Origin of the sequence: Lysinibacillus sp. UBA5990, assembly GCF_002429815.1 — a bacterium.
Classification (GTDB): Bacteria; Bacillota; Bacilli; order Bacillales_A; family Planococcaceae; genus Lysinibacillus; species Lysinibacillus fusiformis.
The window spans coordinates 1-23,956 of record NZ_DJAY01000009.1; the positions used below are offsets into that span (position 1 = coordinate 1).

Here is a 23,956-nt window from a genome sequence, read left to right on the forward strand (position 1 = left end):
GTTCAGTTTTCAAGGTTCATGTTGTTTGTTTCACTGTCACCTCTTGGCGACTTATACATAATAACATCGATTATTCATGAAAGTCAACACTAAATCATAAGTTTTTTTAAAGAGACTTATTTTTTATTTAAAATTAAAGAAACGAGGTTGTTATTATGATCCGTAAAACGTTGATTTCACTGCTTCTAATCGGAATTCTCTTTGTTTTTCTAAAGCCTATAAATTCTACGATGATTTCTGTATTTAATATTGCGAACGCACCAGTTGTCGTTACAAAAGGTCATTACGGCACATCTCTTGTTGTCGAGGTTTCATTCTCTGATGAGTCTCTAATAGATTGGCTTAAAACGGTAAAAGAACCTTATCCCCTTCTTCTTCTAGATACAGATTGGATTAAGCGTTCCCCGGACCATATAAAAATTATTCAAGAACGGAAATTACCTACAGGACTACTTGGACCAGAGGATTCAATAGAAAAACCTATAAACATTGATCTTGTACAAAAGGATATTGATATTTATGAACAATATTTGAAGGAAAAGCCACTTTGGTTTGCTACTCAGAACCACCAGTATTCACAAGACTTACAAAAATCTTTGTTTCAGCAACAAATGAATTTGCTATCTCCTTCCCTTATTTGGCAGGGTGAGAAAACACCAAAACTCCAAAAAGGGGACTTTATATTTGTTCCATTACATCAAGATAGCTCATTTACTTTTAAAGAACTTAATACTTTAATACAGCAAAATAAGTTTATGTCCATTGAGGAAAATATATTTGGCTATAAAGTGCAAACTAAAAAGTCTCCATAGAAAAAAATTGCCTCTATTTTGTAGGAGGCAATTTTTTTCATTTAAGCATTTTTTGCTTGTTTTTGGCGCGCTTTGCGACGTGCTTCTAATTTTTGACGATCTTCATCGGATTTTGCATTATATTTTGGCAATACTAATAATTGATATGCATTAACCGCCAATAACGGGAATAATAATAATGCGACGTATTCATTGATATTTTCATCACGACCCATTAACGCAATTGTCCATTCCAGAGTTGTAATAACAATCATGAAGAACAGAGCAGAAATGAATACATGTTTTTTCCCTGTTAACTTTACTTTTTGAACGGCTGTAGCCATGGCTCCAAAAATGAGGACGATTAATAATCCAACATAGAACAACCAGCTTTGTCCATCCTTTACACCAGGTACAAAACGGAAGAAGATAATATCGAAAATAGTAATTGCAATAAGTAAAAGCTGTACCCAATTCCACAATGTGAGTGTTCTAAAGATATTTACACCGACTTGATGGAGTGTTAAATAAGCGAAAAAGCCAGCCTGTGCAATAACACTCATTGTAAATCCTAAGAAGACCATCCATAACAGCCCAGCGAAAAATTCTCCCCAATGACCGTTTGCTATGTATGGTTGGAAGAAATCCCAGCGAATAAATAAACTAAAAACTCCGTTGACTATCCCACCAACGAGCATTGCAAAGAAGAAAAACTTTGCCCAATTTCGTATCGTCACAACTAAAAGTCCCCCAATTTCTCAATATATCTGTCCTTATTTTATCAATGCATTGTTAAAAAAGCTATTTCTCATCTTTCCCAATACATAAAGTCATCAGAAATGTGAACAATAATTGAAAGAGTCTATCTATAGAAAGGACTGATTGTCGATGCGGAAATTCACCCTATTACTGATTCTAATGCTATTTCTTTCTGCCTGTTCACAAGATAAAACCTCTACTATGTCCTATGATGAAATAAAAAAAATTATGATTGACTCTTTACAAACAGAGGACGGTAAAAAGGCATTGCGACAGCTTTTAGAAGAGCCAAGTTTCCGTGAGCTGTTGATTTTAGAGCATGATGAAGTGAAAAAAGCTACTGAGGAAACATTACTTTCTAAGGAAGCCGAAGACTTTTGGAAGAAAACCTTTGAAGATCCAAAGTTTAAGGAAACAGTTGCAAAAAGTATGCAAAAACAGCAACAGGATATTATGAAGGATTTAATAAAAGATCCAACTTTCCAAAAGGATATGGAAGCCTTTTTTGGACAGCCTGATATGCAGAAACAGCTAGAGACTATTCTAAAATCATCCAACATGCGAAAGCAGATGGAGGAAGTAGTGAAGGAAACGATCGAAAGCCCTTTAATGCAATCGAAATGGCAAGAGCTAATTAAAAAGAGTGGCGAAACAACTTCATCTGGAAGTGGCAATAAGAAAGAAGCGAGTGGTGAAAGCGGTGGCAGCACTGATAAGGAGCAAAAAGGCACTGAATAACCGTGGTTTATTAAAAACGGATTTCCTCCAAAAGGATGGAAATCCGTTTTTTATTATTTATTTAATTTTTCAATGATTTTCGTCGCGATGTCTAAATAAATTTGTCCGGTAGTATGTTTTTCAGCATATACAGACGGTGCAAAATCAGCATCAGTCCAATCTGGTTGCCCAAGTGGGATTTGACCAAGTAGCTCCGTACGAAGCTCTTCTGCTAGTTTAGGACCTCCACCTTGCCCAAAGACAAACTCTTTTTCACCTGATTTCGATTGGAACCAAGCCATGTTTTCAATGACACCTAAAATTTCATGGTCCGTTTGTAGAGCCATGGCACCTGCACGAGCTGCAACAAATGCTGCTGTTGGGTGAGGTGTTGTGACTACAATCTCTTTTGATGAAGGTAACATTTGATGAATATCTAATGCAACATCACCTGTACCAGGCGGTAAATCTAATAGTAGGTAGTCAAGCTCTCCCCATTCTACATCACGGAAGAATTGATCTAATACTTTACCTAACATCGGGCCACGCCATACAATAGGTGCATTATTTTCTACAAAGAAGCCCATTGAGATCATTTTTACGCCAAAGCGATCTACTGGGAAAATACGATTATCGACGACTTTAGGCATATCTGTTACACCCATCATATCGGGCACACTAAAACCATAAATATCTGCATCGATTAAGCCCACTTTTTTGCCTAGACGAGCTAAGGCAACCGCTAAGTTAACCGAAACTGTAGATTTACCTACTCCACCTTTACCCGAAGCAATTGAAATAACTTGAACCGTGCTAAGTGGTGATAAAATATCTTGTGCTTCAGATTCTGTTGCTGTGCCACGGAAGCTTTGAAGCTTTTCTGCTGATAGTTCTTCAAAACGAATACCAACCGTATTTACACCCGCTTCTTTTAACATCTCAACAATTTTCATTTGTAGTTGTAATTGTTCAGGTGTATTCAATTTAGCAATCGCAACTTTTACACTGACATGATTTTTTTCTTCTTTTATTGCTACGTTTGTAATACCATCTGTTTCTGCAAGCGATTTATGTAAAAATGGATCTTGTAGTTGTCCTAGTATTTCTCGTACTTGTTGTTCAGTAATCACGACGAACACTCCCCTTATATTGTCTCAATGTTAGTATATCATAAATGATTTAATTTACGTTGTGATGTTGCTCTACTCAACTTTAGCTAATAAATACTCTTCTATACCTTCAACAATTGCATCTGCCATTTTTTCTTGATAGTTCTTATCTGTTAATAATGCTCGCTCTTCATCATTACTAATAAATCCAGTCTCTACTAATGCCGCAGGTACTTCTGCTTTTTTCAATAAATATATCTGCTTAATAGACAATGCTTCTCGGTCTGTATTTTTTAAATTAGTACGAATGGACTCTTGAATACTTTTTGCAAGTATCTCACCGTCAGCATGTCCCTCCTTATGATAAAACACCTGTGCGCCACGCCATTTTGTTTCCGGAATAGCATTGGCATGAATGGTAATAAATACATCCGGTTTTTCTTTCTCTACAATATCCTTTCTTAAAAAGATATCTTGTTTTTTACGTTCTCTTAACGTTCCATACTTTTCTGATGGCGCGTGTTCATCAATAACATCACCATTTTTTGTTCTTGTCATGATGACTGTTGCGCCTTTTTTCTTCAATTTCTTCTCCACATGCTGAGAAATTGCAAGTGTAATATCCTTTTCAATGACTTCGCCCTTTGAAGCTCCTCCATCCTCCCCACCATGCCCTGCATCAATGACAATTTTTATGCCACCAAGTGGGTCTGGTAAAAAGAAGTTACGGTCCGAAGCATTTGTTTCATATGCCACGACCACTATACTCATAAGCATAATTACTCCTAGTGCCAGCCAGCGCTTCACCCATATCCACCACCCTTTTACATTTAGTGTACGAAGTTAGTGGATAAACTATGCCAGAAAGAAAAAAAAACTCACAAGTATTCAACTTGAGAGTTTTTAAATGATTCTATATTAAGGGAGGAAGAACAATTTTATTGCAGTGTAAATTTTGGTTTAAATTCCCCTTTATAGGGTTCATGCTCAACAAACACGGTTATCTCATTTCCGTCTTTATCTTTACCTGTTCGTTTATACGTAAATTTCTTATCATTCATTTCAGTAATTTCAAGAGCCACACCATATTTATTATCACCAAGTGAAACGTGAGCTCTAATTTTATTGTCATGAATGACGTCAAAGTAGCCATAGTCACCGCGACTTTCGCCTGTTTCAGGGTTAAAGAATTCATATTTATTCGTTTTTGCATCGTATTTTGCAATACTAATGAAATTTGAATTAAATTCGGTTACATCTTTACCATTTTCATCTAAAGCAGCTGTGCCCTGCCATAATGTATTAGCTAAAATTTCATCGCCGTCTACATCTGTTACGATATCGCCTGTAGTTGCATTAAGAGTTTTATTTGGATCTGTAAATGTAAGCTCTTTTTCTTGATAAGGGATATGCTCCACAAAGACTTCTACATCGTTACCAGCAGCATCTTTACCCATTCGTTTATAAGTGAAAATATCTTTGTTTAATTCTGTGATTTCTACAAGCGCTTGATAATTTTTGGACTCAGAAATTAAAATTCTTTGTTTCCCATCGTTTGTAATGAAAAATGTTCCCTTATCATCACGACTTTTACCAGTAGTAGCATCAAAGAATTCATAATGACCTGTTTTCACATCATATTTAGCCAAGCCAATAAAGTTTGAATTTTCCGCAGTTAAATCGTTGTTATCTTTATCGTATACTTTTGTACCTTGCCAGTTTGTAGCACTAAGAATAGTAGCCATTTCTTGACCCTTTGTTACCTGTGCTTGATCTTTCGTTGTATTTTCTGTAGAAGCACTTTCCGTTTTTGTTTCCACACTATTTGTAGTGTTGCCTTTCGCAGGCTCCTTATCTTGACATGCTGCAAGTAGTGCCATTGCTGCAACAGATACAATCAATAATTTTTTCATACCTACTTACCTCCATTTTTTGCTATATTTTTTAGTTACACCAAGCCTCTCTTGTAAGGCTTGATGTAGCTTTCATGATTCATATTAAAATGAATTGTTAAACTCCCTCTAAATAATTTCTTAAAAAAGCATAAACTTATACGAAAATATTTTTAATAATTTTAAATTTGTGCAGAAATAACAATTATTATGCCAAGAAGATTATTTAAAGTTTTATAAATATACTAAAGGGCGCTTTCTACTATATGTAAAAGCTAAGTGCAGCATATTTTTTTAATATTATTCGGGCAAGATGTTACATGTTACCATATTTTTATAATATGGAAAGAGAAGGTGCTAGAAATGAGCGATCATTTGATTATTGCCGCTGCGAATGGAGAAACTGAAAAAGTCCTAACACTTCTACAAGAAGGTGCCGATATCAATGCCACCAATCAATTAGGCAGAACGGCGGTATTAGCAGCTACTTATTATAACCAGGTGGAAACAGTAAGGGCTCTTATTCAGCGTGGTGCGGACATAAATCTACAAGATAATCAGCTAGAAAATGTGCTCCTCCATGCAGGGGCATCAGGTTTTCTAGAAATCGTGAAACTAGCCATCGCTGCTGGTGCCGATACGAAATTGACGAACCGCTTCGGAGGCGTGGCCATTATTCCCGCAGCAGAACGTGGTCATGTAGAAGTAGTTCGTGCACTCCTGAATCATTCAGATATTAATGTCAATCATATTAACCATTTACATTGGACAGCTTTAATGGAAGCCGTCATTCTAGGTAATGGCGGTGAGAGACACCAAGAAATCGTTCAACTGTTAGTGGATTATGGGGCAAATTTGAATATTACTGATAGAGAAGGAGTCACACCGTTACAGCATGCAAAACAATTAGGTTTTCACAAAATAGAGCTGATTTTAAAAGAGGCTGAGTCAGAAGGTTCTAGTAAGAGTTAATATAAGGAGGCATTAGATGATCCACTTGATTGAACGCATTTAGAATGATGTATGCATTAGAAGCAGGTGATGAGCCCTTTGGCTGCGAAAGGTGAGGTGTTAGCCGAAGATCGAAATCATGTGTCTGGTGGTAACCATACGCAACATCCTGATTTTGCATGAGCACGTTGGGTAGCTAAACATATGTCCGCTAAGGAAAGAAGTATCGCAAAAGTCTATACTTCCCGTGGCGGTGAAATGCGTAGAATTTGGAGGAACAACAGTGGCGAAGGCGACTTCTGGTCTGTAACTGACACTAAGGCGCGAAAGCGTGGAGAGCAAACAGGAATAGATATCCTGGTAGTCCACGCCGTAAACGATGAGTGCTAAGTGTTAGGGGGTTTCCGCCCCTTAGTGCTCAACTTGCACAATGGTTGAAAGATATTGGGCATCACTACTATCTCACCCGTTCGTCATCTATCTATTCAAGAAGTGATTCAAGATATTCCTGTTGACGGTCCAGTTCCTGAACTAGCTGAACGTGTACATCAGCTTCCTCCACAATAATATTGAGCAATCTTCGGACAACAACTCCAAAGATTGCTTTTTATAATGGCTACTATTTTCATACAAAAAGACCCTTTCCACAAAAGTAGAAAGAGTCTTTGATAGAAAAATTTGAAATTAACGTTTTGAGAACTGAGGTGCACGACGAGCGCCGCGTAGACCTGGTTTTTTACGTTCTTTCATGCGTGAATCACGAGTAAGTAATCCAGCTGATTTTAATGCAGCACGGAAATCTGGGTCTACTTGAAGTAGAGCACGAGCGATACCGTGACGGACAGCACCAGCTTGACCAGTGTATCCACCACCGTTAACGTTTACGTGGATATCATAGCTTCCTGTAGTTTCAGTAGCTACTAATGGTTGTTTAATTACTTCACGTAATGCAGCGAATGGTACGTATTCTTCGATTTCACGTTTGTTGATAACAATTTTACCTGTACCTGGTACTAAACGTACGCGAGCTACAGAGCTTTTACGGCGACCAGTGCCGATGTATTGAACTTGTGCCAAAGTAATATCCTCCTCTTAATTTATATTATCCGCGAAGCTCGTATGCTTCTGGTTTTTGTGCAGCATGTGGATGCTCTGTTCCAGTGTAAACATTAAGTTTAGTGAACATTTTACGACCTAAAGAGTTTTTAGGAAGCATTCCTTTAACTGCTAATTCGATCATTCTTGTTGGGTACTTGTCTAGCATTTCACCAGCAGTACGAGTTTTTAAACCACCTGCGAATTGAGTGTGGTGACGGTAAAGTTTACCTTCTAATTTGTTACCAGTTAAATGGATTTTGTCAGCGTTGATGATGATTACGTGATCACCTGTGTCAACGTTTGGTGTGAATGTTGGTTTATGTTTACCACGTAAGATTGCAGCTACTTCAGAAGCTAAACGTCCAAGAGTTTGGCCTTCTGCATCAACTACTAACCATTTACGGTCTACTTCGTGACCTTTAGCCATGAATGTTGTACGCATGTATATATCCTCCTAATCGATTCGATTACCGTTATTTTTCATTAAACTACACTATAAGTTTTCGGGGCTTATTTGTGGTGGTAATGAAAATACCATCTGTTATCATATAATGAATGACTTTTAAAGTCAAGCAATTTCATTAAACACCTGGTAAAGTTGTTTCGAGGTTGAAAGTGACACTAATAGAACACTTTTTCTAAGTACAAACCTTGTGGTGGCGCAGTTTTTCCAGCTTTATCTCGATCTTCTGAAGCAACTACCAGAGCTATATTTTCAATCGTCCGGCGATCAATACCCACTTCCCACAATGTACCTGCAATAATTCGCACCATATTATATAAGAAACCACTGCCTTCAATAACCATATGAAGTTCTTCCCCATGCCACTCAAATTGTAATGAGGTGACTGTCCTTACTTTATCCTGAACACTTGTATTGGCTGCGCAGAAGCATGAAAAGTCATGTGTCCCAATGATAGCTTGAGCAGCCTTCTGCATGGCAACTACATCAGGTTTGACCCCGTTTGTCTCAACGGTATAATGTCTCCTAAATGGATTTTGAATAGGCTCACAGGACCAAATATAACGGTATCGCTTCCCAGTTACACTATAGCGTGCATGAAAATCATGTTCTACTTCTTCTACAGACATTACGCGAATATCTCTAGGGAGCTGCACATTCAAAGCTTTGCGATACTTGTCAGCTGGAATGGCTAGTGGTGTATCAAAATGCAATGTTTGCCCTGTTGCATGAACCCTAGCATCTGTACGTCCACTTGCGGTTACCTTCACCTTTTCCTCTTTATGCATAATGGCTAATACACGTTCTACTTCTGCCTGCACGGTGCGTTCCCCAGGCTGTACTTGATAGCCTGAGAAAAGTGTACCGTCATAGCTAATAATTACTTTTAATCGTCGCATAAAGCATACTCCTTTAGCTTCTATAGAAGAATAGCAATACACCTATTGCTACTAATAATACAAGCGCAAATGTATCACCCATATCCCATTTTAGCCTACGATATCTAGTACGTCCTTCTCCTCCGCGATAGCCTCTTACTTCCATCGCTGTGGCTAAATCTTCGGCCCGTTTAAATGCACTCACAAAAAGAGGTACTAGTAATGGCACTACAGCTTTAATACGGTCTTTTATTGGGCCTGAGGATAGATCAGAGCCTCTTGCCATTTGTGCTTTCATAATCTTATCTGTTTCATCCATTAAAGTTGGAATGAAGCGTAAAGAAATCGACATCATTAAAGCTAATTCATGGACAGGTACTTTCAATGCCTTCAGAGGATTTAAAAGCACTTCAATACCGTCTGTAATGGAAATCGGTGACGTTGTTAAAGTTAAGATAGATGTTATAAATACCAATACTAGAAAACGTATTGAAATATAAACCCCACGTCTAATCCCCTCATCGTATATGGTAATATACTTCGAGTCAAAAACGGGAACGCCCTCCTTCGTCATAAAAATATGAAGCAAGAAGGTAAAGGCCATCAAAAAGAGAACCGGTTTAAGACCATTTATCAAAAAATACAAGCGAATTCGTGATATTAATACAACAAGAAGGGTGAATGCCAAGAGCATAGCATACGTCACTGTATTATTGGCCAAAAATACTATAATAATAAAAGCAAATACAAAGATTAGCTTAGAGCGTGGATCCAGTTTATGAACGGGAGAATCTCCTGGTAAAAAGCGTCCAAAAATCATTTTTTCCATCATGATTCCGCACGCTCCTCTCCGAGTACTTGAGCAATCTCAACTGCAAGTTCTTCTTCGGTTAAGCAAACTTTTGATAAAGGTTTCCCCATCATTTGCTCCATCTTTTGTTGAAAGCGTACAATACGAGGTGGCTCTAAGCGGAAGCTTTTTAATGTATCAACATCCTTAAATATATCTCGCGGTGTTCCACTTAAAACATTTTTACCTTCATGCATAATCACAATATTATCTGCATATCGGGCAGCGTCTTCCATGCTATGCGTTACTAGAATCGTTGTCAGGTGACGTTCCTGATGAAGCTCATAAAACATATCCATAATTTCTTTCTGACCACGTGGATCTAAGCCCGCGGTAGGTTCATCCAACACAATTACTTCAGGCTCCATCGCTAAAACACCTGCTATCGCTACTCGACGCATTTGACCTCCCGATAAATCAAACGGAGATTTTTCTAGAACGTCTTCTGGTAACCCCACTAAGCTGACAAGTGCTCGTGCCCGATCTTCGGCCTCCTTTTCTGGTACGCCAAAGTTCATGGGACCAAACATAATATCCTTTAACACGGTTTCTTCAAATAACTGATGCTCCGGGAATTGAAAGACGATACCGACCTTTTGTCGTACAGCTTTTAAATCCTTTGCTTTTTTTCCGGCTACCACTACACGATTCCCGATATGTACTTCTCCTGAAGTAGGTTTTAGAAGTGCATTAAAATGCTGGAGAATAGTTGATTTACCCGAACCAGTATGACCAATAATTGCTTGATATGTGTGTGATGGGATATCGAAATCTACATCGAATAATGCCCGTTTTTCAAAAGGCGTCCCTTGTGCATAAGCATAGCTTACTTGTTGAAGTTTGATGTCCATAAATCATTCACCAACTCTTCTTCTGTCATATGTTGTCCCATTAATGGAACACCTTCCTTTTGCAATAGCTTTGATAACTTTAGTGCAAATGGTAAGTCTAGTCCAAATTCCACTAGCTTGTCCCCAAGAGCAAATATTTCAGCAGGGGTACCTTCTGCAAACTTCTTCCCATCATTCATAAAAAGTACACGATCTGCTAGCATCGCCTCTTCTAAATCATGGGTTATGGATAGTACAGTAAGTCCTGTTTCAGCACGTAAAGTTTGAACAGTTTGTAATACCTCTCCACGTCCCTGAGGATCTAGCATAGAAGTAGCCTCATCTAATATAAGAAGCTTCGGCTTTAACGCAAGTGCTCCTGCAATAGCGACACGCTGCTTTTGCCCTCCCGATAAATGGTGTGGCTCATGATCTAAAAAGTGGCTCATTTTTACTTGTTCCAGTGCCGCATGAACACGCTGTACCATTTCTTCAAAAGGCACGCCGTTGTTTTCCAATGCAAACGCAACATCATCCTGTACGGTTGCACCTACGAATTGATTGTCCGGGTTTTGAAAAACCATACCCATGAGAGAACGGGATTCCCAAAGGTTTTCTTCACTTAATGGCTCTCGTAAAATGCGGACATCTCCTTTTTGAGGAAATAGCAAACCATTCATCAACTTTGCTATGGTCGACTTTCCAGAACCATTATGTCCTACTATAGCAATCCATTCTCCCTCTTCAACGGCGAAGCTAACATTTTCGACAGCATTACGACTAGTTGGTTCTTCTGGTGTATATGAAAAAGTCACATTATTTAAAGATAAAATTTCAGGCATTTCTAGAACTCCTCTCTACATGCTCAGCTCTACTAACTAACTTACACTTTTTTATGTATGAATTCTACTACAATCCTTATGTCGATAAAAGTAAAATACTAAAATAATTAAACGACCTCGTAAAGCTGTAATTAGGGAAAACATTAAACCCATATATTAAAAAAAGCACCACAAATTGGCGCTATCCTTAGTAATAAAAAAGCGCGCACCTCATTCAATAGAAATGCGCTAGTCGTTACATTTTCAAGAAATAAGGGTGCTCAAGCCCTTATCTCTCCTGAATGAGGTGCGGAGAGCTAAACGAGACGCCACACCTTAGTGTCCGCTCATCATAACGCTCAGCTTAATTATTTGTCGTATAAATCGTTTATAAAGAAAGAGGGTGGTGATTCCCACCCTCTTCACCACAAGTTTTCTCTAATGATTAAACTAGTTCAATCACAACTACAGGTGCACCGTCACCACGACGAGGACCTACTTTAAGAATACGAGTGTAACCACCTTGACGCTCTGCATAACGTGGTGCAACATCATCAAATAACTTTTGAAGTGCAAATGATGTTGATTCGTTACCTTCTGCATCAGTCGTTGTTACTAGTTCACGACGGATGAATGCAGCAGCTTGACGGCGTGCATGTAAATCTCCGCGCTTACCTAAAGTAATCATTTTTTCAACAGCTTTACGTACTTCTTTAGCGCGAGCCTCAGTAGTTTCGATACGCTCGTTGATGATTAAATCAGTAGCTAAGTCACGTAACATCGCTTTACGTTGAGAACTTGTACGACCAAGTTTTCTGTAACCCATGGATGTTTCCCTCCTTTATAGAAAAAATCTGACCTTGTTAGTTTTGTTTAAATCGCTTAGTCTTCTTTGCGTAATCCTAAACCAAGCTCTTCTAACTTCGCTTTTACTTCTTCTAGTGACTTACGTCCAAGGTTACGAACTTTCATCATGTCGTCTTCTGACTTATTCGCAAGTTCTAGTACTGTGTTAATACCAGCGCGTTTTAAGCAGTTATAAGAGCGAACAGAAAGATCAAGTTCTTCGATAGTCATCTCTAAAACTTTTTCTTTTTGATCTTCTTCTTTTTCGACCATGATTTCAGCAGTTTGTGCCTCATCTGTCATGCCAACGAAGATGTTAAGATGCTCGGTTAAAATTTTTGCTCCGAGCGAAATCGCCTCTTTCGGACCGATGCTGCCATCTGTCCACACATCAAGAGAAAGTTTATCGTAGTCAGAAGACTGACCTACACGAGTATTTTCCACTTGGAAATTGACGCGTGATACTGGAGTGTAAATAGAGTCGATCGGGATCACGCCGATAGGAAGATCCTCACGTTTGTTTTGATCAGCAGGAGTGTAACCACGGCCGCGTTGTGCGTACATACGCATACGTAAATGACCGTTTTTAGCGATTGTTGCAATATATAGATCAGGGTTTAAAATTTCTACATCACTGTCATGTGTAATGTCAGCAGCCGTAACTGTACCATCGCCTTTTACATCAATCTCAATAACTTTTTCTTCGTCAGAGTAGATTTTAAGAGCTAGTTTTTTCACGTTCAAAATGATTGAAGCTACATCTTCTACTACGCCTTCTACAGTTGAGAATTCGTGAAGAACGCCATCAATTTGAATTGACGTGACAGCAGCTCCTGGTAATGAAGACAGAAGGATACGACGTAAAGAATTACCCAAAGTGTTTCCATATCCGCGTTCAAGCGGTTCTACAACAAACTTTCCATACTTGGAATCTTCGCTGATCTCCACCGTTTCAATCTTTGGTTTTTCAATTTCGATCATTTCATTTACCCTCCTTCAAAACATCGAATGTATAGGTTCTTTCCATCATAGATTCGATCGTCAATGACGTATCGTTTATTATCTGCACAAGACAGTCTGTACAAAAAATGATGTTCTCATACAATATGAGACGCACCCATTACACGCGACGACGTTTTGGCGGACGGCAACCATTATGAGGAACTGGAGTAACGTCTTTAATAGCAGTTACTTCTAAACCAGCAGCTTGAAGTGCACGGATTGCAGCTTCACGACCAGCACCAGGACCTTTAACAGTTACTTCCAACGTTTTCAGACCATGTTCAAGGGATGTTTTAGCAGCAGTTTCTGCAGCCATTTGAGCAGCGAATGGTGTAGATTTACGGGAACCACGGAAACCAAGAGCACCAGCACTTGACCAAGATACAGCGTTACCTTGCATATCTGTAATCGTTACGATTGTATTGTTAAATGTAGAACGAATGTGTGCAATACCAGATTCGATATTCTTTTTCACACGACGTTTACGAGTTTGTTGTTTACGAGCCATGTTAAGAAGGAACCTCCTTTACCAATTATTTTTTCTTGTTCGCTACAGTTTTACGAGGACCTTTACGCGTACGCGCATTGTTCTTCGTATTTTGGCCACGAACAGGTAAGCCACGACGGTGACGGATACCACGGAATGAACCGATTTCCATCAGACGTTTAATATTTAATGAAGTTTCGCGACGTAAGTCACCTTCAAGTTTGTAAGAATCTAATTGTTCACGGATTTTGTTTAACTCATCTTCAGTTAAGTCGCGTACGCGTGTATCTTCTGAAATACCTGCGTCAGCTAGTACTTTCTGAGCTGTAGTTTTACCAATACCGAAAATGTATGTTAATGAAATTACCACGCGTTTGTCGCGAGGAATATCAACACCAGCAATACGTGCCATGTACGTTGTGCACCTCCTTTAGAATTAACCTTGTTTTTGTTTATGTTTAGGATTTTCACAGATTACCATTACTTTACCGCGTCGGCGAATTACTTTACATTTTTCGCAGATCGGTTTCACAGATGGTCTCACTTTCATCTAACCTAACCTCCTTAGTAGTCCGGAGCGCAAAAGATTATTTAAAACGGTATGTGATACGACCGCGAGTTAAATCGTAAGGAGATAACTCGATAGTAACCTTATCTCCAGGTAGAATACGGATAAAGTGCATACGAATCTTACCAGATACGTGTGCTAGAATCACATGTCCATTTTCTAATTCTACCTTAAACATCGCGTTTGGCAAAGTCTCAACAACTGTCCCTTCGACTTCAATTACATCATCTTTCGCCATCTACTCTGTCTCCTCTCTATATGCAAATTAAAGTTCTCATCGTTACATCAAACGGATATCTGCTGCAACTATAGAAGCAACCTCGTTTCAACATATGTTTGGATTGTATGAGAGATGTTTGAAAGACGCTCGTCTGGTTTCGCTTCACACAATCCACGGAATATCCAGAACCTATAAGGGCACTGAAACTCCCATGTTTACACGAATACCGGAATGTCTTTGATGAGATATTCATACCCGTTACACAGATGCTTCCACGAAACCCATTATACTCCTCCAAAAGCTATGTTGCACTTTTTAGAAGAAATATATACCGGGCACAATATGCTTTTGCAACTCTCAAAAAAATTATGTTTCGTTGTTGCTCCCGCATGCCTCCCGCGGAAGCAGTATTCTGCGCCCGGAGCCGGGTATCAGCTGCGGCTGCCCTGTAAAAGAGCATCAAGATCAGCAAACACTTTGTTTATATCTTGCTGTCCATCTATATTAGTTAACACACCTTTTGATTGATAGAAATCAAGTAAAGGTTGTGCTTGTTTCATATTAACTTCCAGACGGTTCGCAACCGTTTCAGGATTATCATCGGCACGTGTGTAAAGCTCGCCACCATCTTTATCACATTTTCCTTCCTCGGCTGGAGGATTGAAAATTAAATGATAGGATGCGCCACAAGTTTTACAAATGCGTCGACCTGAAAGACGAGCAATTAACTCATCCTTTTCAACTTGAATGTTTAGAGTATGTTCTATTGCCTTACCAAGATCAGCAAGAATGCTATCTAAAGCTTCAGCTTGAGGAACAGTACGTGGGAAACCATCTAATAGGAAGCCCTTTTCACAATCAGGTTTAGCCAGTCGCTCACGAACAATACCAATCGTTACTTCATCCGGTACTAGAGCACCTTGATCCATAAACGACTTAGCTTGTAAGCCAAGTTCTGTACCTTCTTTAATAGCAGCACGGAACATATCGCCTGTAGAAATATGAGGAATCGCGTACTTCTCAACAATTTTATCTGCCTGAGTACCTTTACCAGCACCTGGCAGACCCATTAAAACGATATTCATTAGGAAATATTCCTCCCACCAAAGGTTTGCTGATTTAAGGAAACGATGGAACGTTCCCTAAAAACCAACATTATTTCATAAAGCCTTTGTAGTGACGTTTAACAAGTTGAGATTCTAGCTGTTTCATCGTTTCGAGCGCTACGCCGACTACGATAATAATACTAGTACCACCGATTTGCACTGAGGCAGGTAAATTCATAAAGTTAATGAATAAAATCGGCATTACAGCAATAACAGTTAAGAATATCGCACCAACAAATGTTAGACGATATAACACGCTTGTTAAATACGCTTGAGTGTTTTCACCAGGACGAATACCCGGAATATAAGCACCTTGTTTTTTCAAGTTGTCTGCCACATTTTCAGGATTCACTTGTACGAATGCGTAGAAATATGTGAACGCGACGATCAATGCAACGTAAATAATCATTCCAACAGGTTTCGTATAATCAAACGTGTTTTCAATGAAAGTAGTTACGTCATTTTGACCAAAGAACGTTGCTAACGTACGTGGTGTAACAATAAACGCTACTGAGAAGATTACCGGAATAACCCCTGCAGCATTTACTTTTAAAGGTAAATGTGTTTGTTGACCACCAGTTTGTTGATTACGTCCAGTAACTCGTTTTGCATATTGAATTGGAATTTTACGAAGTGCTTGTTGCACGTATATAACTCCAACTACAACTGCGAGTAAAACCAATACAAGCAATGCAAGGATTACGATATTGATAAATAATTTATCACCAGCACCCTCGATTTGCTGTGCAAAGATTTGGTTAATTCCTGTAGGCAATGCTGCAACGATACCTGCGAAGATTACAACAGATATACCATTACCAACACCGTGTGCAGTAATTTGCTCTGCAAGCCACACAAGGAAAGCCGTCCCCGCTGTCAATACAATGGCGATTGTAACATATGTTAGAATCCCTTCTTCTTTAATCAAAGATCCGCCATACATTCTATTAAAACCGAATGACATTGCGAATGATTGGATGAAAGCAAGAATAATAGTAAAGTAGCGAGTGAATTGTGCAAGTTTACGTCTTCCGACTTCACCTTGCTTTGCCCATTCAGCAAACTTCGGTACTACGTCCATTTGCAATAACTGAACAATAATTGAGGCTGTGATGTAAGGCATAATTCCCATCGCGAAGATAGAGAAGTTCTTTAAAGCACCACCGCCAAAAGTATTCAGGAAACCAACGAGGTTAAACTCATCAGTTGCCTTTAATACATTTGCGTCAACGTTAGGTACTGGAATGAATGTTCCAATACGGAAAACGATTAACATTAAAAGAGTGAAAATGATTTTATTTCTTATATCTCGAACACGCATAAAGTTAGAGATTGTCTGAAACATTAAATCACCTCAGTAGTTCCGCCGGCATTCTCGATTGCTTCTTTAGCTGAAGCTGAGAATTTATGAGCTTTAACTGTAAGCTTTTTGTTAAGAGTTCCGTTGCCAAGAACTTTAATTCCAGCTTTTTCATTACTCACAAGACCAGTTTCAAGTAATAATGCAGTTGTTACCTCTGCACCGTCTTCGAAACGGTTTAAAGCATCAAGGTTAACGATCGCGTATTCTTTACGGTTGATGTTCGTAAAGCCACGTTTTGGTAAACGACGGAATAATGGGTTTTGACCGCCTTCAAAGCCTGGGCGTACACCGCCACCAGAACGAGCGTTTTGACCTTTATGACCTTTACCTGCTGTTTTACCGTTACCAGAACCGATACCACGACCAACGCGGTTGCGTTGCTTACGAGAACCTTCTGCTGGTTTTAACTCATGCAGTTTCATAGTGGGTGGCACCTCCTTGTTCATTAATTGGAAATTAAATTTCTTTTACAGTAACTAAGTGAGCTACTTTATCAAGCATACCACGAGTAGCTGCGTTATCAGCTTTCTCTACAGTTTGGTGTAATTTACGTAAACCTAGAGCTTCAACAGTTTTGCGTTGAGCAGGTTTAGTACCAATCACAGATTTAGTAAGGGTGATTTCTAATTTGTTAGCCATATTATCTTTCCCCCCTTATCCTAATATTTCTTCCACTGATTTACCACGTAATTTTGCTACGTCCTCTACGCGTTTTAATTCAGTTAAACCTTGAACAGTTGCACGCACCATGTTAATTGGTGTGTTAGATCCAAGAGATTTTGAAAGAATATCAGTAATACCAGCAAGTTCTAGTACTGCACGTACTGGACCACCAGCGATAACCCCTGTACCAGGAGCAGCAGGTTTAATTAGGATTTCTCCTGCACCGAAGCGACCAAGCACTAAGTGTGGAGTTGTTCCACCAACACGTGGCACTTCTACTAAGTTTTTCTTCGCATCTTCAACAGCTTTACGGATAGCATCTGGAACCTCTTGAGCTTTACCAGTACCGAAACCTACATGACCGTTTCTATCGCCAACAACAACAAGTGCTGTGAAGCGGAAGCGACGTCCACCTTTAACAACTTTAGCAACACGGTTAATAGTAACTACGCGTTCTTCAAGTTCTCCAAGTTTGTTTGCGTCAATTCGACTCATGAAATGTGTCCCTCCTTCTTATTAAAATTCTAAACCATTCTCACGTGCAGCTTCAGCTAAAGCTTTCACGCGTCCATGATATAAGTAACCACCACGGTCAAAAACTACAGCAGTAATATTTTTTTCCGCAGCGCGTTTCGCGATTGTTTCACCGATTTTTGATGCAGTTTCAACATTGCTACCAGCACCTTCAAAACCTTTTTCTTGAGAAGATGCGCTAACAATTGTTACGCCTGCTACGTCATCGATAAGTTGAGCGTAGATGTTCTTGTTAGAACGGAATACATTTAAGCGTGGACGCTCAGCAGTACCCGAAATTTTAGAACGTACTCGCGCATGACGTTTTTTACGAACTTGATTTTTATCCTGTTTCGTAATCACAAGGGTCACTCCTTTCTAATGCTTAAGCAGCATTATTTACCTGTTTTACCTTCTTTACGACGAACGTATTCGCCTTCGTAACGGATACCTTTACCTTTATATGGCTCTGGCGGACGAACGTCACGGATGTTAGATGCTAGAGCACCGACGCGCTCTTTGCTGATACCTTTAATGATGATTTTAGTGTTAGAAGGAACTTCAATTTCAAGACCATCTTCAGGTGTGAACTCTACTGGATGAGAGTAACCTACGTTAAGTACAAGTTTTTTGCCTTGTAATTGCGCACGGTAACCAACACCGATAAGTTCTAAAGCTTTTTCGAAACCTGCAGAAACTCCAGTAACCATGTTCGCTAGAAGCGCACGAGTAGTACCGTGGTTTGTGCGGTGTTCTTTTGAATCAGAAGGGCGAGATACTGAGATTACGTTACCTTCTTGATCAATTTTCATATCTTGGTTGAAAGAACGAACAAGTTCGCCTTTAGGACCTTTAACAGTAACAGTGTTGTCAGCTGCAACAGTAACAGTTACGTTAGCTGGTACCTCGATAATTTTTTTACCTACACGAGACATTTAGTTGCACCTCCATTCATTTATTGCTAATTACCAAACGTATGCTAGAACTTCGCCGCCAACTTGTTTAGCGCGAGCTTCTTTATCTGTTAATAAACCTTGTGAAGTTGACACTAAAGCGATACCAAGACCGTTCAGTACTTTAGGAACTTCATTTGTTTTTGCGTATACACGTAGACCAGGTTTAGAAATACGTTTTAAGCCAGTGATAACACGCTCGTTATCTTTACCGTATTTTAAGAAGATACGGATAATACCTTGCTTGTTGTCTTCCACGTATTCTACGTCACGTACGAAACCTTCACGCTTTAAAATTTCAGCGATTTCTTTTTTCACGTTGGAAGCTGGTACTTCTAACTTCTCGTGACGAACCATGTTCGCATTACGAATGCGAGTAAGCATATCTGCAATCGGATCAGTCATTGTCATTACATTTACCTCCTTCCCAAATTAGGGGATTACCAGCTGGCTTTTTTCACGCCAGGAATTTGTCCCTTATATGCAAGTTCTCGGAAACAAATACGGCAAAGTTTGAATTTGCGATATACAGAGTGTGGACGGCCACAGCGTTCACAACGTGTATATTCTTGCACTTTAAACTTTTGCTTACGTTGTTGTTTAACGATCATAGATTTTTTAGCCACGTTTTCGCCCTCCTTGTTTGATTACTTTTGGAACGGCATACCGAATTGTGTCAATAACTCGCGAGCTTCTTCGTCAGAGTTCGCTGTCGTTACGATCACGATGTCCATACCGCGTACTTTTGAAACTTTATCGTAATCGATTTCTGGGAAAATTAATTGCTCTTTAACACCTAGAGTGTAGTTACCGCGACCATCGAATGCTTTTTTAGAAACACCACGGAAGTCACGTACACGAGGAAGTGAAATTGAGATTAATTTGTCCAAGAATTCATACATACGCTCACCGCGTAATGTAACTTTAGCACCGATAGGCATACCTTCACGTAAACGGAAACCTGCGATCGATTTTTTCGCTTTAGTTACTACTGGTTTTTGACCAGTGATAATTGTTAATTCTTCTACAGCTGCATCTAATGCTTTAGAGTTTTGAACAGCATCACCAACACCCATGTTGATAACGATTTTGTCAACTTTCGGCAATTGCATAACTGATTTATATCCAAATTTGCTCATAAGAGCAGGAGAAACTTCGTTTAAATACTTTTCTTTTAGGCGGCTCATGTGTGTACCTCCCTTCTTTTATTTACTAATTAGTCGATTACTGCACCTGATTTTTTTGCAACACGAACTTTTTTACCGTTTTCGATTTTATAACCTACACGAGTCGGCTCGCCAGATTTAGGATCGATTAGCATTACGTTCGAAACGTGAATTGCAGCCTCTTGGCTTACAATCCCACCTTGTGGATTCAATTGGTTAGGTTTAACGTGTTTTTTCACGATATTAACACCTTCAACAAGAACGCGATCTTGTTTAGGGAAAGCAGCTAGGATTACTCCTTCTTTGCCTTTGTCCTTACCAGTGATAACCTTAACCTTGTCACCTTTTTTTACATGCATGCTGTCGCACCTCCTTGATTGGCACTATCATGAAATTAAAGAACTTCTGGAGCTAGAGAAACGATTTTCATGAAGTTGCTGTCACGTAATTCACGTGCAACAGGTCCGAAAATACGAGTTCCGCGTGGTGATTTATCATCACGAATAATTACACAAGCATTTTCATCAAATTTGATGTACGTACCGTCTTTACGACGAACGCCTGATTTAGTACGAACGATAACAGCTTTAACAACGTCACCCTTCTTGACAACGCCACCTGGTGTTGCTTTCTTAACTGTACAAACAACGATATCACCGATGTTAGCAGTTTTACGGCCAGAGCCACCAAGCACTTTAATTGTAAGAACTTCACGTGCACCTGAGTTGTCAGCAACTTTCATACGACTTTCTTGTTGGATCACTTAGGTTACCTCCCTTCGGAAATGGTTGTTCCGAAATAGTTATTAAATAATAACCGCTTTTTCTACAACTTCAACTAGACGGAAACGTTTAGTAGCTGATAGCGGGCGAGTCTCCATGATACGTACGATATCACCGATTTTCGCTTGGTTTTGCTCATCATGAGCTTTAAACTTTTTAGAGTATTTTACACGTTTACCGTAAAGCTTGTGCTTTTTGTGAGTTTCAACTAAAACAGTAACAGTTTTGTCCATTTTATCTGAAACAACGCGGCCCGTGTAAACTTTGCGTTGGTTACGCTCAGTCATACTTGAAAACCTCCTTTATCAGTTATTTGCACTGATTTCTCTTTCACGAATAACAGTTTTCATACGCGCGATTGCTTTACGCACTTCACGAATACGAGCTGTGTTTTCTAATTGACCAGTCGCCAATTGGAAGCGAAGGTTGAAAAGCTCTTCTTTCAGTGATTTCACTTTTAATTCAATTTCAGAAGTGGCAAGGTCACGGATTTCATTAGCTTTCATTAGATTCACCACCAGTTTCTTGACGTTTTACGATCTTACATTTAACAGGAAGCTTATGTGATGCTAAACGAAGTGCTTCACGTGCGATCTCTTCAGACACACCAGCAATTTCGAACATAATTTTTCCTGGTTTTACTACTGCTACCCAACCTTCAGGAGAACCTTTACCAGAACCCATGCGGACTTCTAGAGGTTTTTTAGTGTAAGGTTTATGTGGGAAGATTTTAATCCAAACTTTACCGCCACGTTTCATGTAACGAGTCATCGCGATACGTGCAGATTCGATTTGACGGTTAGTAATCCAGCTAGCTGTTTGAGCTTGTAAGCCCCATTCGCCGAAAGATACTTCTTTGCCGCCTTTCGCTTCGCCACGCATGTTTCCGCGGTGTTCACGACGGTATTTTACGCGTTTAGGCAATAACATATTATTTGCCTCCTTCCACAGATTTCTTCGTAGGAAGAACTTCACCACGGTAGATCCATACTTTAACGCCTAATTTACCGTAAGTAGTGTCAGCTTCTGCGTGTGCATAATCAATGTCAGCACGTAGAGTATGAAGTGGAACAGTTCCTTCACTATAGTGTTCAGCACGCGCGATATCAGCGCCACCTAAACGACCAGATACTTGTGTTTTAATTCCTTTTGCTCCAGCACGGATTGTGCGTTGGATCGCTTGCTTTTGCGCACGACGGAATGATACACGGTTTTCTAATTGACGAGCGATATTTTCAGCTACTAGACGAGCGTCAAGATCTGCACGTTTAATTTCAATGATGTTGATGTGTACACGTTTACCAGTTAACTCGCTAAGGTATTTACGAAGATTTTCAACTTCAGTACCACCTTTACCGATTACCATACCTGGTTTCGCAGTGTGAATTGTAATGTTTACACGGTTTGCAGCACGTTCGATTTCTACTTTAGAAACAGAAGCGTCTTTAAGAGCCGTTTCAATATATTTACGCACTTTGATGTCTTCGTGAAGTAGAGTTGCATAGTCTTTTTCAGCGTACCATTTTGACTCCCAGTCACGAATAATACCAACGCGTAGTCCTATTGGATGTACTTTTTGACCCACGGATTAACCCTCCTTCTTCTCAGATACCACTAGAGTGATGTGGCTTGTGCGTTTGTTAATTGCGCTTGCACGTCCTTGCGCACGTGGACGGAAACGTTTTAAAGTTGGACCTTCATCAACGAACACTTCAGAAACTACTAAAGAGTTGATGTCAAGATCGTAGTTGTGCTCAGCATTAGCAACTGCAGATTTTAATACTTTCTCAACGACTGGAGACGCCGCTTTTGGAGTATGACGTAAAATTGCAACTGCTTCACCAACTTGCTTACCTCGGATTAAGTCTACAACTAGACGTACTTTGCGAGGAGCAATGCGTACTGTACGAGCGATAGCTTTAGCTTGTGTCATTAGGATTTACCTCCTCTCAAAATTAGCGTCTTGTTTTCTTGTCGTCTGCACCGTGACCTTTGTAAGTACGTGTCGGTGCGAACTCACCAAGTTTATGGCCTACCATATCTTCTGTTACGTATACAGGAACATGTTTACGTCCATCATATACAGCAATCGTTAAACCGATAAAGTTCGGGAAGATTGTAGAACGGCGTGACCAAGTTTTGATAACTTGTTTTTTCTCAGAAGCCTCTTGTACTTCCACTTTTTTCATTAAGTGGTCATCGACAAAAGGTCCTTTTTTCAAGCTGCGACCCATGTAGGAACCTCCCTCCGTGATTCCACCACGGCTCTCACATAGAACCGTAGTTTAACCACTTTATTTTTTACGACCACGGATGATAAATTTATCCGATTTGTTTTTCTTCTTGCGAGTTTTGTAACCAAGTGCTGGTTTACCCCAAGGAGTCATTGGTGATTTACGTCCGATTGGAGAACGTCCTTCACCACCACCGTGTGGGTGATCGTTAGGGTTCATTACAGAACCACGAACTTCTGGGCGTTTACCTAACCAACGGCTACGACCCGCTTTACCGATGTGTACTAGTTCGTGTTGTTCATTACCAACTTGACCGATTGTAGCGCGGCAAGTAGCTAACACTAAACGTACTTCACCAGATTGAAGACGAACGATTACGTACTTTCCTTCACGACCAAGTACTTGAGCAGAAGTACCAGCAGAACGTACTAATTGTCCACCTTTACCAGGTTTTAACTCGATGTTATGGATTGTAGTACCCATTGGAATGTTTGCTAATGGTAAAGCGTTACCTACTTTGATGTCAGCATCTGGACCAGAAACGATTGTTTGACCAACCTCTAGACCTTTAGGTGCTAAGATGTAAGCTTTTGCTCCATCAGCGTAATTGATTAATGCGATATTCGCAGAACGGTTTGGATCATATTCAATAGTAGCAACTTTTGCCGGAATGCTATCTTTAACACGTTTGAAATCGATAACACGGTATTGCTTCTTATGACCACCACCATGATGACGAACAGTGATTTTACCTTGGTTGTTACGACCAGCTTTGCGTTTAGTTGGTTCAAGCAATGATTTCTCAGGCTTGTTAGTTGTAATTTCCGCAAAGTCTAATGACGTCATGTTACGACGACCATTAGAGGTAGGTTTATACTTTTTAATCGCCATTGT

At 39.7% G+C, this 23,956-nt stretch carries 38 protein-coding genes, 2 pseudogenes and 1 other annotated feature; of the genes and pseudogenes, 4 read left to right on the forward strand and 36 right to left on the reverse strand.

Going from position 1 to position 23,956, the window contains the following annotated elements:
* Positions 1 to 155 precede the first annotated feature (155 nt).
* Entirely contained in the window at positions 156 to 812 is a 657-nt protein-coding gene (locus B3D94_RS05515) for a hypothetical protein (RefSeq protein WP_291755554.1), read from the forward strand.
* A gap of 41 nt (positions 813 to 853) precedes the next feature.
* Here B3D94_RS05515 and B3D94_RS05520 read toward each other — a convergent pair whose 3' ends face one another.
* Entirely contained in the window at positions 854 to 1,528 is a 675-nt protein-coding gene (locus tag B3D94_RS05520) for a KinB-signaling pathway activation protein (RefSeq protein ID WP_069483220.1), read from the reverse strand.
* Positions 1,529 to 1,679: 151 nt separating this feature from the next.
* Between B3D94_RS05520 and gerD the strand changes: the two genes are divergently transcribed.
* Positions 1,680 to 2,288 carry a spore germination lipoprotein GerD gene (gerD, locus tag B3D94_RS05525; RefSeq protein ID WP_069483032.1) on the forward strand — a complete coding sequence of 203 codons (609 nt, stop codon included), beginning with the start codon at positions 1,680 to 1,682 and terminating at the stop codon, positions 2,286 to 2,288.
* Positions 2,289 to 2,341: 53 nt separating this feature from the next.
* Here gerD and B3D94_RS05530 read toward each other — a convergent pair whose 3' ends face one another.
* The 3 genes and pseudogenes from B3D94_RS05530 to B3D94_RS05540 form a co-directional block, all read right to left on the reverse strand.
* A complete protein-coding gene (locus B3D94_RS05530) occupies positions 2,342 to 3,397 on the reverse strand; it encodes a P-loop NTPase (protein ID WP_025116425.1) in 1,056 nt (351 codons plus the stop codon).
* Positions 3,398 to 3,469: 72 nt separating this feature from the next.
* Complete coding sequence (locus B3D94_RS05535; RefSeq protein WP_012296043.1) at positions 3,470 to 4,183, reverse strand: N-acetylmuramoyl-L-alanine amidase; 714 nt, start codon at positions 4,181 to 4,183, stop codon at positions 3,470 to 3,472.
* Positions 4,184 to 4,314: 131 nt separating this feature from the next.
* Positions 4,315 to 5,139 (reverse strand): annotated as a pseudogene (locus B3D94_RS05540) (DUF4822 domain-containing protein); the annotation flags it as partial.
* 492 nt (positions 5,140 to 5,631) lie between these two features.
* Between B3D94_RS05540 and B3D94_RS05545 the strand changes: the two are divergent.
* Positions 5,632 to 6,240: an ankyrin repeat domain-containing protein gene (locus tag B3D94_RS05545; protein ID WP_291755563.1), complete on the forward strand. Its 609-nt coding sequence runs from the start codon at positions 5,632 to 5,634 to the stop codon at positions 6,238 to 6,240.
* A gap of 158 nt (positions 6,241 to 6,398) precedes the next feature.
* Positions 6,399 to 6,674: a sequence feature (16S ribosomal RNA rRNA prediction is too short), on the forward strand.
* Positions 6,664 to 6,786, forward strand: coding sequence for a hypothetical protein (locus tag B3D94_RS05550; protein ID WP_291755564.1), 123 nt, complete (start codon positions 6,664 to 6,666; stop codon positions 6,784 to 6,786). Its footprint overlaps the feature before it by 11 nt.
* A 117-nt stretch (positions 6,787 to 6,903) precedes the next feature.
* Here the strand turns inward: B3D94_RS05550 and rpsI are convergent, their stop codons facing one another.
* From rpsI to rplB, 32 genes and pseudogenes are all read right to left on the reverse strand, one after another.
* Entirely contained in the window at positions 6,904 to 7,296 is a 393-nt protein-coding gene (gene rpsI / locus B3D94_RS05555) for a 30S ribosomal protein S9 (protein ID WP_004233744.1), read from the reverse strand.
* Positions 7,297 to 7,321: 25 nt separating this feature from the next.
* Positions 7,322 to 7,759 carry a 50S ribosomal protein L13 gene (rplM, locus tag B3D94_RS05560; RefSeq protein WP_004233742.1) on the reverse strand — a complete coding sequence of 146 codons (438 nt, stop codon included), beginning with the start codon at positions 7,757 to 7,759 and terminating at the stop codon, positions 7,322 to 7,324.
* Between the two features lie 179 nt (positions 7,760 to 7,938).
* On the reverse strand, positions 7,939 to 8,679 hold the full coding sequence (truA, locus tag B3D94_RS05565; protein WP_069483218.1) for a tRNA pseudouridine(38-40) synthase TruA: 741 nt from the start codon (positions 8,677 to 8,679) through the stop codon (positions 7,939 to 7,941).
* Positions 8,680 to 8,692: 13 nt separating this feature from the next.
* A complete protein-coding gene (locus B3D94_RS05570; protein ID WP_025116430.1) occupies positions 8,693 to 9,490 on the reverse strand; it encodes an energy-coupling factor transporter transmembrane component T family protein in 798 nt (265 codons plus the stop codon).
* Positions 9,487 to 10,359, reverse strand: coding sequence for an energy-coupling factor ABC transporter ATP-binding protein (locus tag B3D94_RS05575; RefSeq protein ID WP_291755587.1), 873 nt, complete (start codon positions 10,357 to 10,359; stop codon positions 9,487 to 9,489). The genes B3D94_RS05570 and B3D94_RS05575 overlap by 4 nt, the downstream gene beginning before the upstream one ends.
* Positions 10,335 to 11,180, reverse strand: a complete 846-nt coding sequence (locus B3D94_RS05580) for an energy-coupling factor ABC transporter ATP-binding protein (protein ID WP_025116432.1) — start codon at positions 11,178 to 11,180, stop codon at positions 10,335 to 10,337. The genes B3D94_RS05575 and B3D94_RS05580 overlap by 25 nt, the downstream gene beginning before the upstream one ends.
* A gap of 424 nt (positions 11,181 to 11,604) precedes the next feature.
* Positions 11,605 to 11,985, reverse strand: a complete 381-nt coding sequence (rplQ, locus tag B3D94_RS05585) for a 50S ribosomal protein L17 (protein WP_008181938.1) — start codon at positions 11,983 to 11,985, stop codon at positions 11,605 to 11,607.
* A gap of 56 nt (positions 11,986 to 12,041) precedes the next feature.
* Positions 12,042 to 12,986 carry a DNA-directed RNA polymerase subunit alpha gene (locus B3D94_RS05590; protein ID WP_004233733.1) on the reverse strand — a complete coding sequence of 315 codons (945 nt, stop codon included), beginning with the start codon at positions 12,984 to 12,986 and terminating at the stop codon, positions 12,042 to 12,044.
* A 139-nt stretch (positions 12,987 to 13,125) separates the two neighbouring features.
* Positions 13,126 to 13,515, reverse strand: a complete 390-nt coding sequence (rpsK, locus tag B3D94_RS05595; RefSeq protein ID WP_004233731.1) for a 30S ribosomal protein S11 — start codon at positions 13,513 to 13,515, stop codon at positions 13,126 to 13,128.
* A gap of 25 nt (positions 13,516 to 13,540) precedes the next feature.
* The gene (gene rpsM, locus B3D94_RS05600; protein WP_004233729.1) at positions 13,541 to 13,906 is read right to left on the reverse strand and encodes a 30S ribosomal protein S13; all 366 of its coding nucleotides are present in this window, start codon (positions 13,904 to 13,906) and stop codon (positions 13,541 to 13,543) included.
* Positions 13,907 to 13,930: 24 nt separating this feature from the next.
* On the reverse strand, positions 13,931 to 14,044 hold the full coding sequence (rpmJ, locus tag B3D94_RS05605) for a 50S ribosomal protein L36 (protein WP_000868344.1): 114 nt from the start codon (positions 14,042 to 14,044) through the stop codon (positions 13,931 to 13,933).
* 37 nt (positions 14,045 to 14,081) lie between these two features.
* The gene (infA, locus tag B3D94_RS05610; RefSeq protein WP_004233690.1) at positions 14,082 to 14,300 is read right to left on the reverse strand and encodes a translation initiation factor IF-1; all 219 of its coding nucleotides are present in this window, start codon (positions 14,298 to 14,300) and stop codon (positions 14,082 to 14,084) included.
* Between the two features lie 86 nt (positions 14,301 to 14,386).
* Positions 14,387 to 14,464 (reverse strand): annotated as a pseudogene (locus B3D94_RS05615) (type I methionyl aminopeptidase); the annotation flags it as partial.
* 249 nt (positions 14,465 to 14,713) lie between these two features.
* On the reverse strand, positions 14,714 to 15,367 hold the full coding sequence (locus B3D94_RS05620) for an adenylate kinase (RefSeq protein ID WP_025116434.1): 654 nt from the start codon (positions 15,365 to 15,367) through the stop codon (positions 14,714 to 14,716).
* Positions 15,368 to 15,437: 70 nt separating this feature from the next.
* Complete coding sequence (gene secY / locus B3D94_RS05625) at positions 15,438 to 16,733, reverse strand: preprotein translocase subunit SecY (RefSeq protein ID WP_025116435.1); 1,296 nt, start codon at positions 16,731 to 16,733, stop codon at positions 15,438 to 15,440.
* A complete protein-coding gene (rplO, locus tag B3D94_RS05630) occupies positions 16,733 to 17,173 on the reverse strand; it encodes a 50S ribosomal protein L15 (RefSeq protein WP_008181708.1) in 441 nt (146 codons plus the stop codon). The genes secY and rplO overlap by 1 nt, the downstream gene beginning before the upstream one ends.
* 34 nt (positions 17,174 to 17,207) lie before the next feature.
* On the reverse strand, positions 17,208 to 17,390 hold the full coding sequence (gene rpmD / locus B3D94_RS05635; protein ID WP_004233668.1) for a 50S ribosomal protein L30: 183 nt from the start codon (positions 17,388 to 17,390) through the stop codon (positions 17,208 to 17,210).
* 15 nt (positions 17,391 to 17,405) lie between these two features.
* Positions 17,406 to 17,909 carry a 30S ribosomal protein S5 gene (gene rpsE / locus B3D94_RS05640; RefSeq protein ID WP_008181711.1) on the reverse strand — a complete coding sequence of 168 codons (504 nt, stop codon included), beginning with the start codon at positions 17,907 to 17,909 and terminating at the stop codon, positions 17,406 to 17,408.
* Positions 17,910 to 17,930: 21 nt separating this feature from the next.
* The gene (rplR, locus tag B3D94_RS05645) at positions 17,931 to 18,290 is read right to left on the reverse strand and encodes a 50S ribosomal protein L18 (RefSeq protein WP_008181713.1); all 360 of its coding nucleotides are present in this window, start codon (positions 18,288 to 18,290) and stop codon (positions 17,931 to 17,933) included.
* A 32-nt stretch (positions 18,291 to 18,322) separates the two neighbouring features.
* Positions 18,323 to 18,862, reverse strand: a complete 540-nt coding sequence (rplF, locus tag B3D94_RS05650; RefSeq protein WP_069483215.1) for a 50S ribosomal protein L6 — start codon at positions 18,860 to 18,862, stop codon at positions 18,323 to 18,325.
* Positions 18,863 to 18,892: 30 nt separating this feature from the next.
* Positions 18,893 to 19,291 (reverse strand): 30S ribosomal protein S8, encoded by a 399-nt coding sequence (gene rpsH / locus B3D94_RS05655; RefSeq protein WP_008181717.1) that lies wholly within the window; start codon positions 19,289 to 19,291, stop codon positions 18,893 to 18,895.
* A gap of 29 nt (positions 19,292 to 19,320) precedes the next feature.
* Positions 19,321 to 19,506 (reverse strand): type Z 30S ribosomal protein S14, encoded by a 186-nt coding sequence (locus B3D94_RS05660; protein ID WP_004233656.1) that lies wholly within the window; start codon positions 19,504 to 19,506, stop codon positions 19,321 to 19,323.
* A gap of 21 nt (positions 19,507 to 19,527) precedes the next feature.
* On the reverse strand, positions 19,528 to 20,067 hold the full coding sequence (gene rplE, locus B3D94_RS05665; RefSeq protein ID WP_008181719.1) for a 50S ribosomal protein L5: 540 nt from the start codon (positions 20,065 to 20,067) through the stop codon (positions 19,528 to 19,530).
* 29 nt (positions 20,068 to 20,096) lie between these two features.
* Entirely contained in the window at positions 20,097 to 20,405 is a 309-nt protein-coding gene (gene rplX, locus B3D94_RS05670; protein ID WP_004233652.1) for a 50S ribosomal protein L24, read from the reverse strand.
* A gap of 35 nt (positions 20,406 to 20,440) precedes the next feature.
* A complete protein-coding gene (rplN, locus tag B3D94_RS05675; protein ID WP_004233650.1) occupies positions 20,441 to 20,809 on the reverse strand; it encodes a 50S ribosomal protein L14 in 369 nt (122 codons plus the stop codon).
* Positions 20,810 to 20,851: 42 nt separating this feature from the next.
* Positions 20,852 to 21,115: a 30S ribosomal protein S17 gene (rpsQ, locus tag B3D94_RS05680; protein ID WP_008181723.1), complete on the reverse strand. Its 264-nt coding sequence runs from the start codon at positions 21,113 to 21,115 to the stop codon at positions 20,852 to 20,854.
* An 18-nt stretch (positions 21,116 to 21,133) separates the two neighbouring features.
* Positions 21,134 to 21,334, reverse strand: a complete 201-nt coding sequence (rpmC, locus tag B3D94_RS05685) for a 50S ribosomal protein L29 (RefSeq protein WP_004233646.1) — start codon at positions 21,332 to 21,334, stop codon at positions 21,134 to 21,136.
* Positions 21,324 to 21,758: a 50S ribosomal protein L16 gene (rplP, locus tag B3D94_RS05690; protein WP_025116437.1), complete on the reverse strand. Its 435-nt coding sequence runs from the start codon at positions 21,756 to 21,758 to the stop codon at positions 21,324 to 21,326. Before rplP ends, rpmC begins: the two co-directional genes overlap by 11 nt.
* Before the next feature lies 1 nt (position 21,759).
* Complete coding sequence (gene rpsC / locus B3D94_RS05695; protein WP_025116438.1) at positions 21,760 to 22,413, reverse strand: 30S ribosomal protein S3; 654 nt, start codon at positions 22,411 to 22,413, stop codon at positions 21,760 to 21,762.
* Between the two features lie 3 nt (positions 22,414 to 22,416).
* Complete coding sequence (gene rplV / locus B3D94_RS05700) at positions 22,417 to 22,761, reverse strand: 50S ribosomal protein L22 (RefSeq protein WP_004233639.1); 345 nt, start codon at positions 22,759 to 22,761, stop codon at positions 22,417 to 22,419.
* Positions 22,762 to 22,783: 22 nt separating this feature from the next.
* On the reverse strand, positions 22,784 to 23,062 hold the full coding sequence (gene rpsS / locus B3D94_RS05705) for a 30S ribosomal protein S19 (RefSeq protein ID WP_008181911.1): 279 nt from the start codon (positions 23,060 to 23,062) through the stop codon (positions 22,784 to 22,786).
* A 60-nt stretch (positions 23,063 to 23,122) separates the two neighbouring features.
* A complete protein-coding gene (gene rplB, locus B3D94_RS05710) occupies positions 23,123 to 23,953 on the reverse strand; it encodes a 50S ribosomal protein L2 (RefSeq protein WP_008181913.1) in 831 nt (276 codons plus the stop codon).
* Positions 23,954 to 23,956: the final 3 nt, after the last annotated feature.

Coding starts and splice junctions, on each gene's coding strand:
- B3D94_RS05515 (WP_291755554.1), top strand. CDS start 156: ATGATCCGTAAAACGTTGATTTCACTGCTTCTAATCGGAATTCTCTTT.
- gerD (WP_069483032.1), top strand. CDS start 1,680: ATGCGGAAATTCACCCTATTACTGATTCTAATGCTATTTCTTTCTGCC.
- B3D94_RS05545 (WP_291755563.1), top strand. CDS start 5,632: ATGAGCGATCATTTGATTATTGCCGCTGCGAATGGAGAAACTGAAAAA.
- rplM (WP_004233742.1), bottom strand. CDS start 7,759: ATGCGTACAACATTCATGGCTAAAGGTCACGAAGTAGACCGTAAATGG.
- truA (WP_069483218.1), bottom strand. CDS start 8,679: ATGCGACGATTAAAAGTAATTATTAGCTATGACGGTACACTTTTCTCA.
- B3D94_RS05570 (WP_025116430.1), bottom strand. CDS start 9,490: ATGATGGAAAAAATGATTTTTGGACGCTTTTTACCAGGAGATTCTCCC.
- B3D94_RS05575 (WP_291755587.1), bottom strand. CDS start 10,359: ATGGACATCAAACTTCAACAAGTAAGCTATGCTTATGCACAAGGGACG.
- B3D94_RS05580 (WP_025116432.1), bottom strand. CDS start 11,180: ATGCCTGAAATTTTATCTTTAAATAATGTGACTTTTTCATATACACCA.
- rplQ (WP_008181938.1), bottom strand. CDS start 11,985: ATGGGTTACAGAAAACTTGGTCGTACAAGTTCTCAACGTAAAGCGATG.
- B3D94_RS05590 (WP_004233733.1), bottom strand. CDS start 12,986: ATGATCGAAATTGAAAAACCAAAGATTGAAACGGTGGAGATCAGCGAA.
- rpsK (WP_004233731.1), bottom strand. CDS start 13,515: ATGGCTCGTAAACAACAAACTCGTAAACGTCGTGTGAAAAAGAATATC.
- rpsM (WP_004233729.1), bottom strand. CDS start 13,906: ATGGCACGTATTGCTGGTGTTGATATTCCTCGCGACAAACGCGTGGTA.
- rpmJ (WP_000868344.1), bottom strand. CDS start 14,044: ATGAAAGTGAGACCATCTGTGAAACCGATCTGCGAAAAATGTAAAGTA.
- infA (WP_004233690.1), bottom strand. CDS start 14,300: ATGGCGAAAGATGATGTAATTGAAGTCGAAGGGACAGTTGTTGAGACT.
- B3D94_RS05620 (WP_025116434.1), bottom strand. CDS start 15,367: ATGAATATCGTTTTAATGGGTCTGCCAGGTGCTGGTAAAGGTACTCAG.
- secY (WP_025116435.1), bottom strand. CDS start 16,733: ATGTTTCAGACAATCTCTAACTTTATGCGTGTTCGAGATATAAGAAAT.
- rplO (WP_008181708.1), bottom strand. CDS start 17,173: ATGAAACTGCATGAGTTAAAACCAGCAGAAGGTTCTCGTAAGCAACGC.
- rpmD (WP_004233668.1), bottom strand. CDS start 17,390: ATGGCTAACAAATTAGAAATCACCCTTACTAAATCTGTGATTGGTACT.
- rpsE (WP_008181711.1), bottom strand. CDS start 17,909: ATGAGTCGAATTGACGCAAACAAACTTGGAGAACTTGAAGAACGCGTA.
- rplF (WP_069483215.1), bottom strand. CDS start 18,862: ATGTCTCGTGTAGGTAAAAAAATTATCGAGGTACCAGCTAACGTAACT.
- rpsH (WP_008181717.1), bottom strand. CDS start 19,291: ATGACAATGACTGATCCGATTGCAGATATGCTTACTCGCATTCGTAAT.
- rplE (WP_008181719.1), bottom strand. CDS start 20,067: ATGAGCCGCCTAAAAGAAAAGTATTTAAACGAAGTTTCTCCTGCTCTT.
- rplX (WP_004233652.1), bottom strand. CDS start 20,405: ATGCATGTAAAAAAAGGTGACAAGGTTAAGGTTATCACTGGTAAGGAC.
- rpsQ (WP_008181723.1), bottom strand. CDS start 21,115: ATGACTGAGCGTAACCAACGCAAAGTTTACACGGGCCGCGTTGTTTCA.
- rpmC (WP_004233646.1), bottom strand. CDS start 21,334: ATGAAAGCTAATGAAATCCGTGACCTTGCCACTTCTGAAATTGAATTA.
- rplP (WP_025116437.1), bottom strand. CDS start 21,758: ATGTTATTGCCTAAACGCGTAAAATACCGTCGTGAACACCGCGGAAAC.
- rplV (WP_004233639.1), bottom strand. CDS start 22,761: ATGACACAAGCTAAAGCTATCGCTCGTACAGTACGCATTGCTCCTCGC.
- rpsS (WP_008181911.1), bottom strand. CDS start 23,062: ATGGGTCGCAGCTTGAAAAAAGGACCTTTTGTCGATGACCACTTAATG.
- rplB (WP_008181913.1), bottom strand. CDS start 23,953: ATGGCGATTAAAAAGTATAAACCTACCTCTAATGGTCGTCGTAACATG.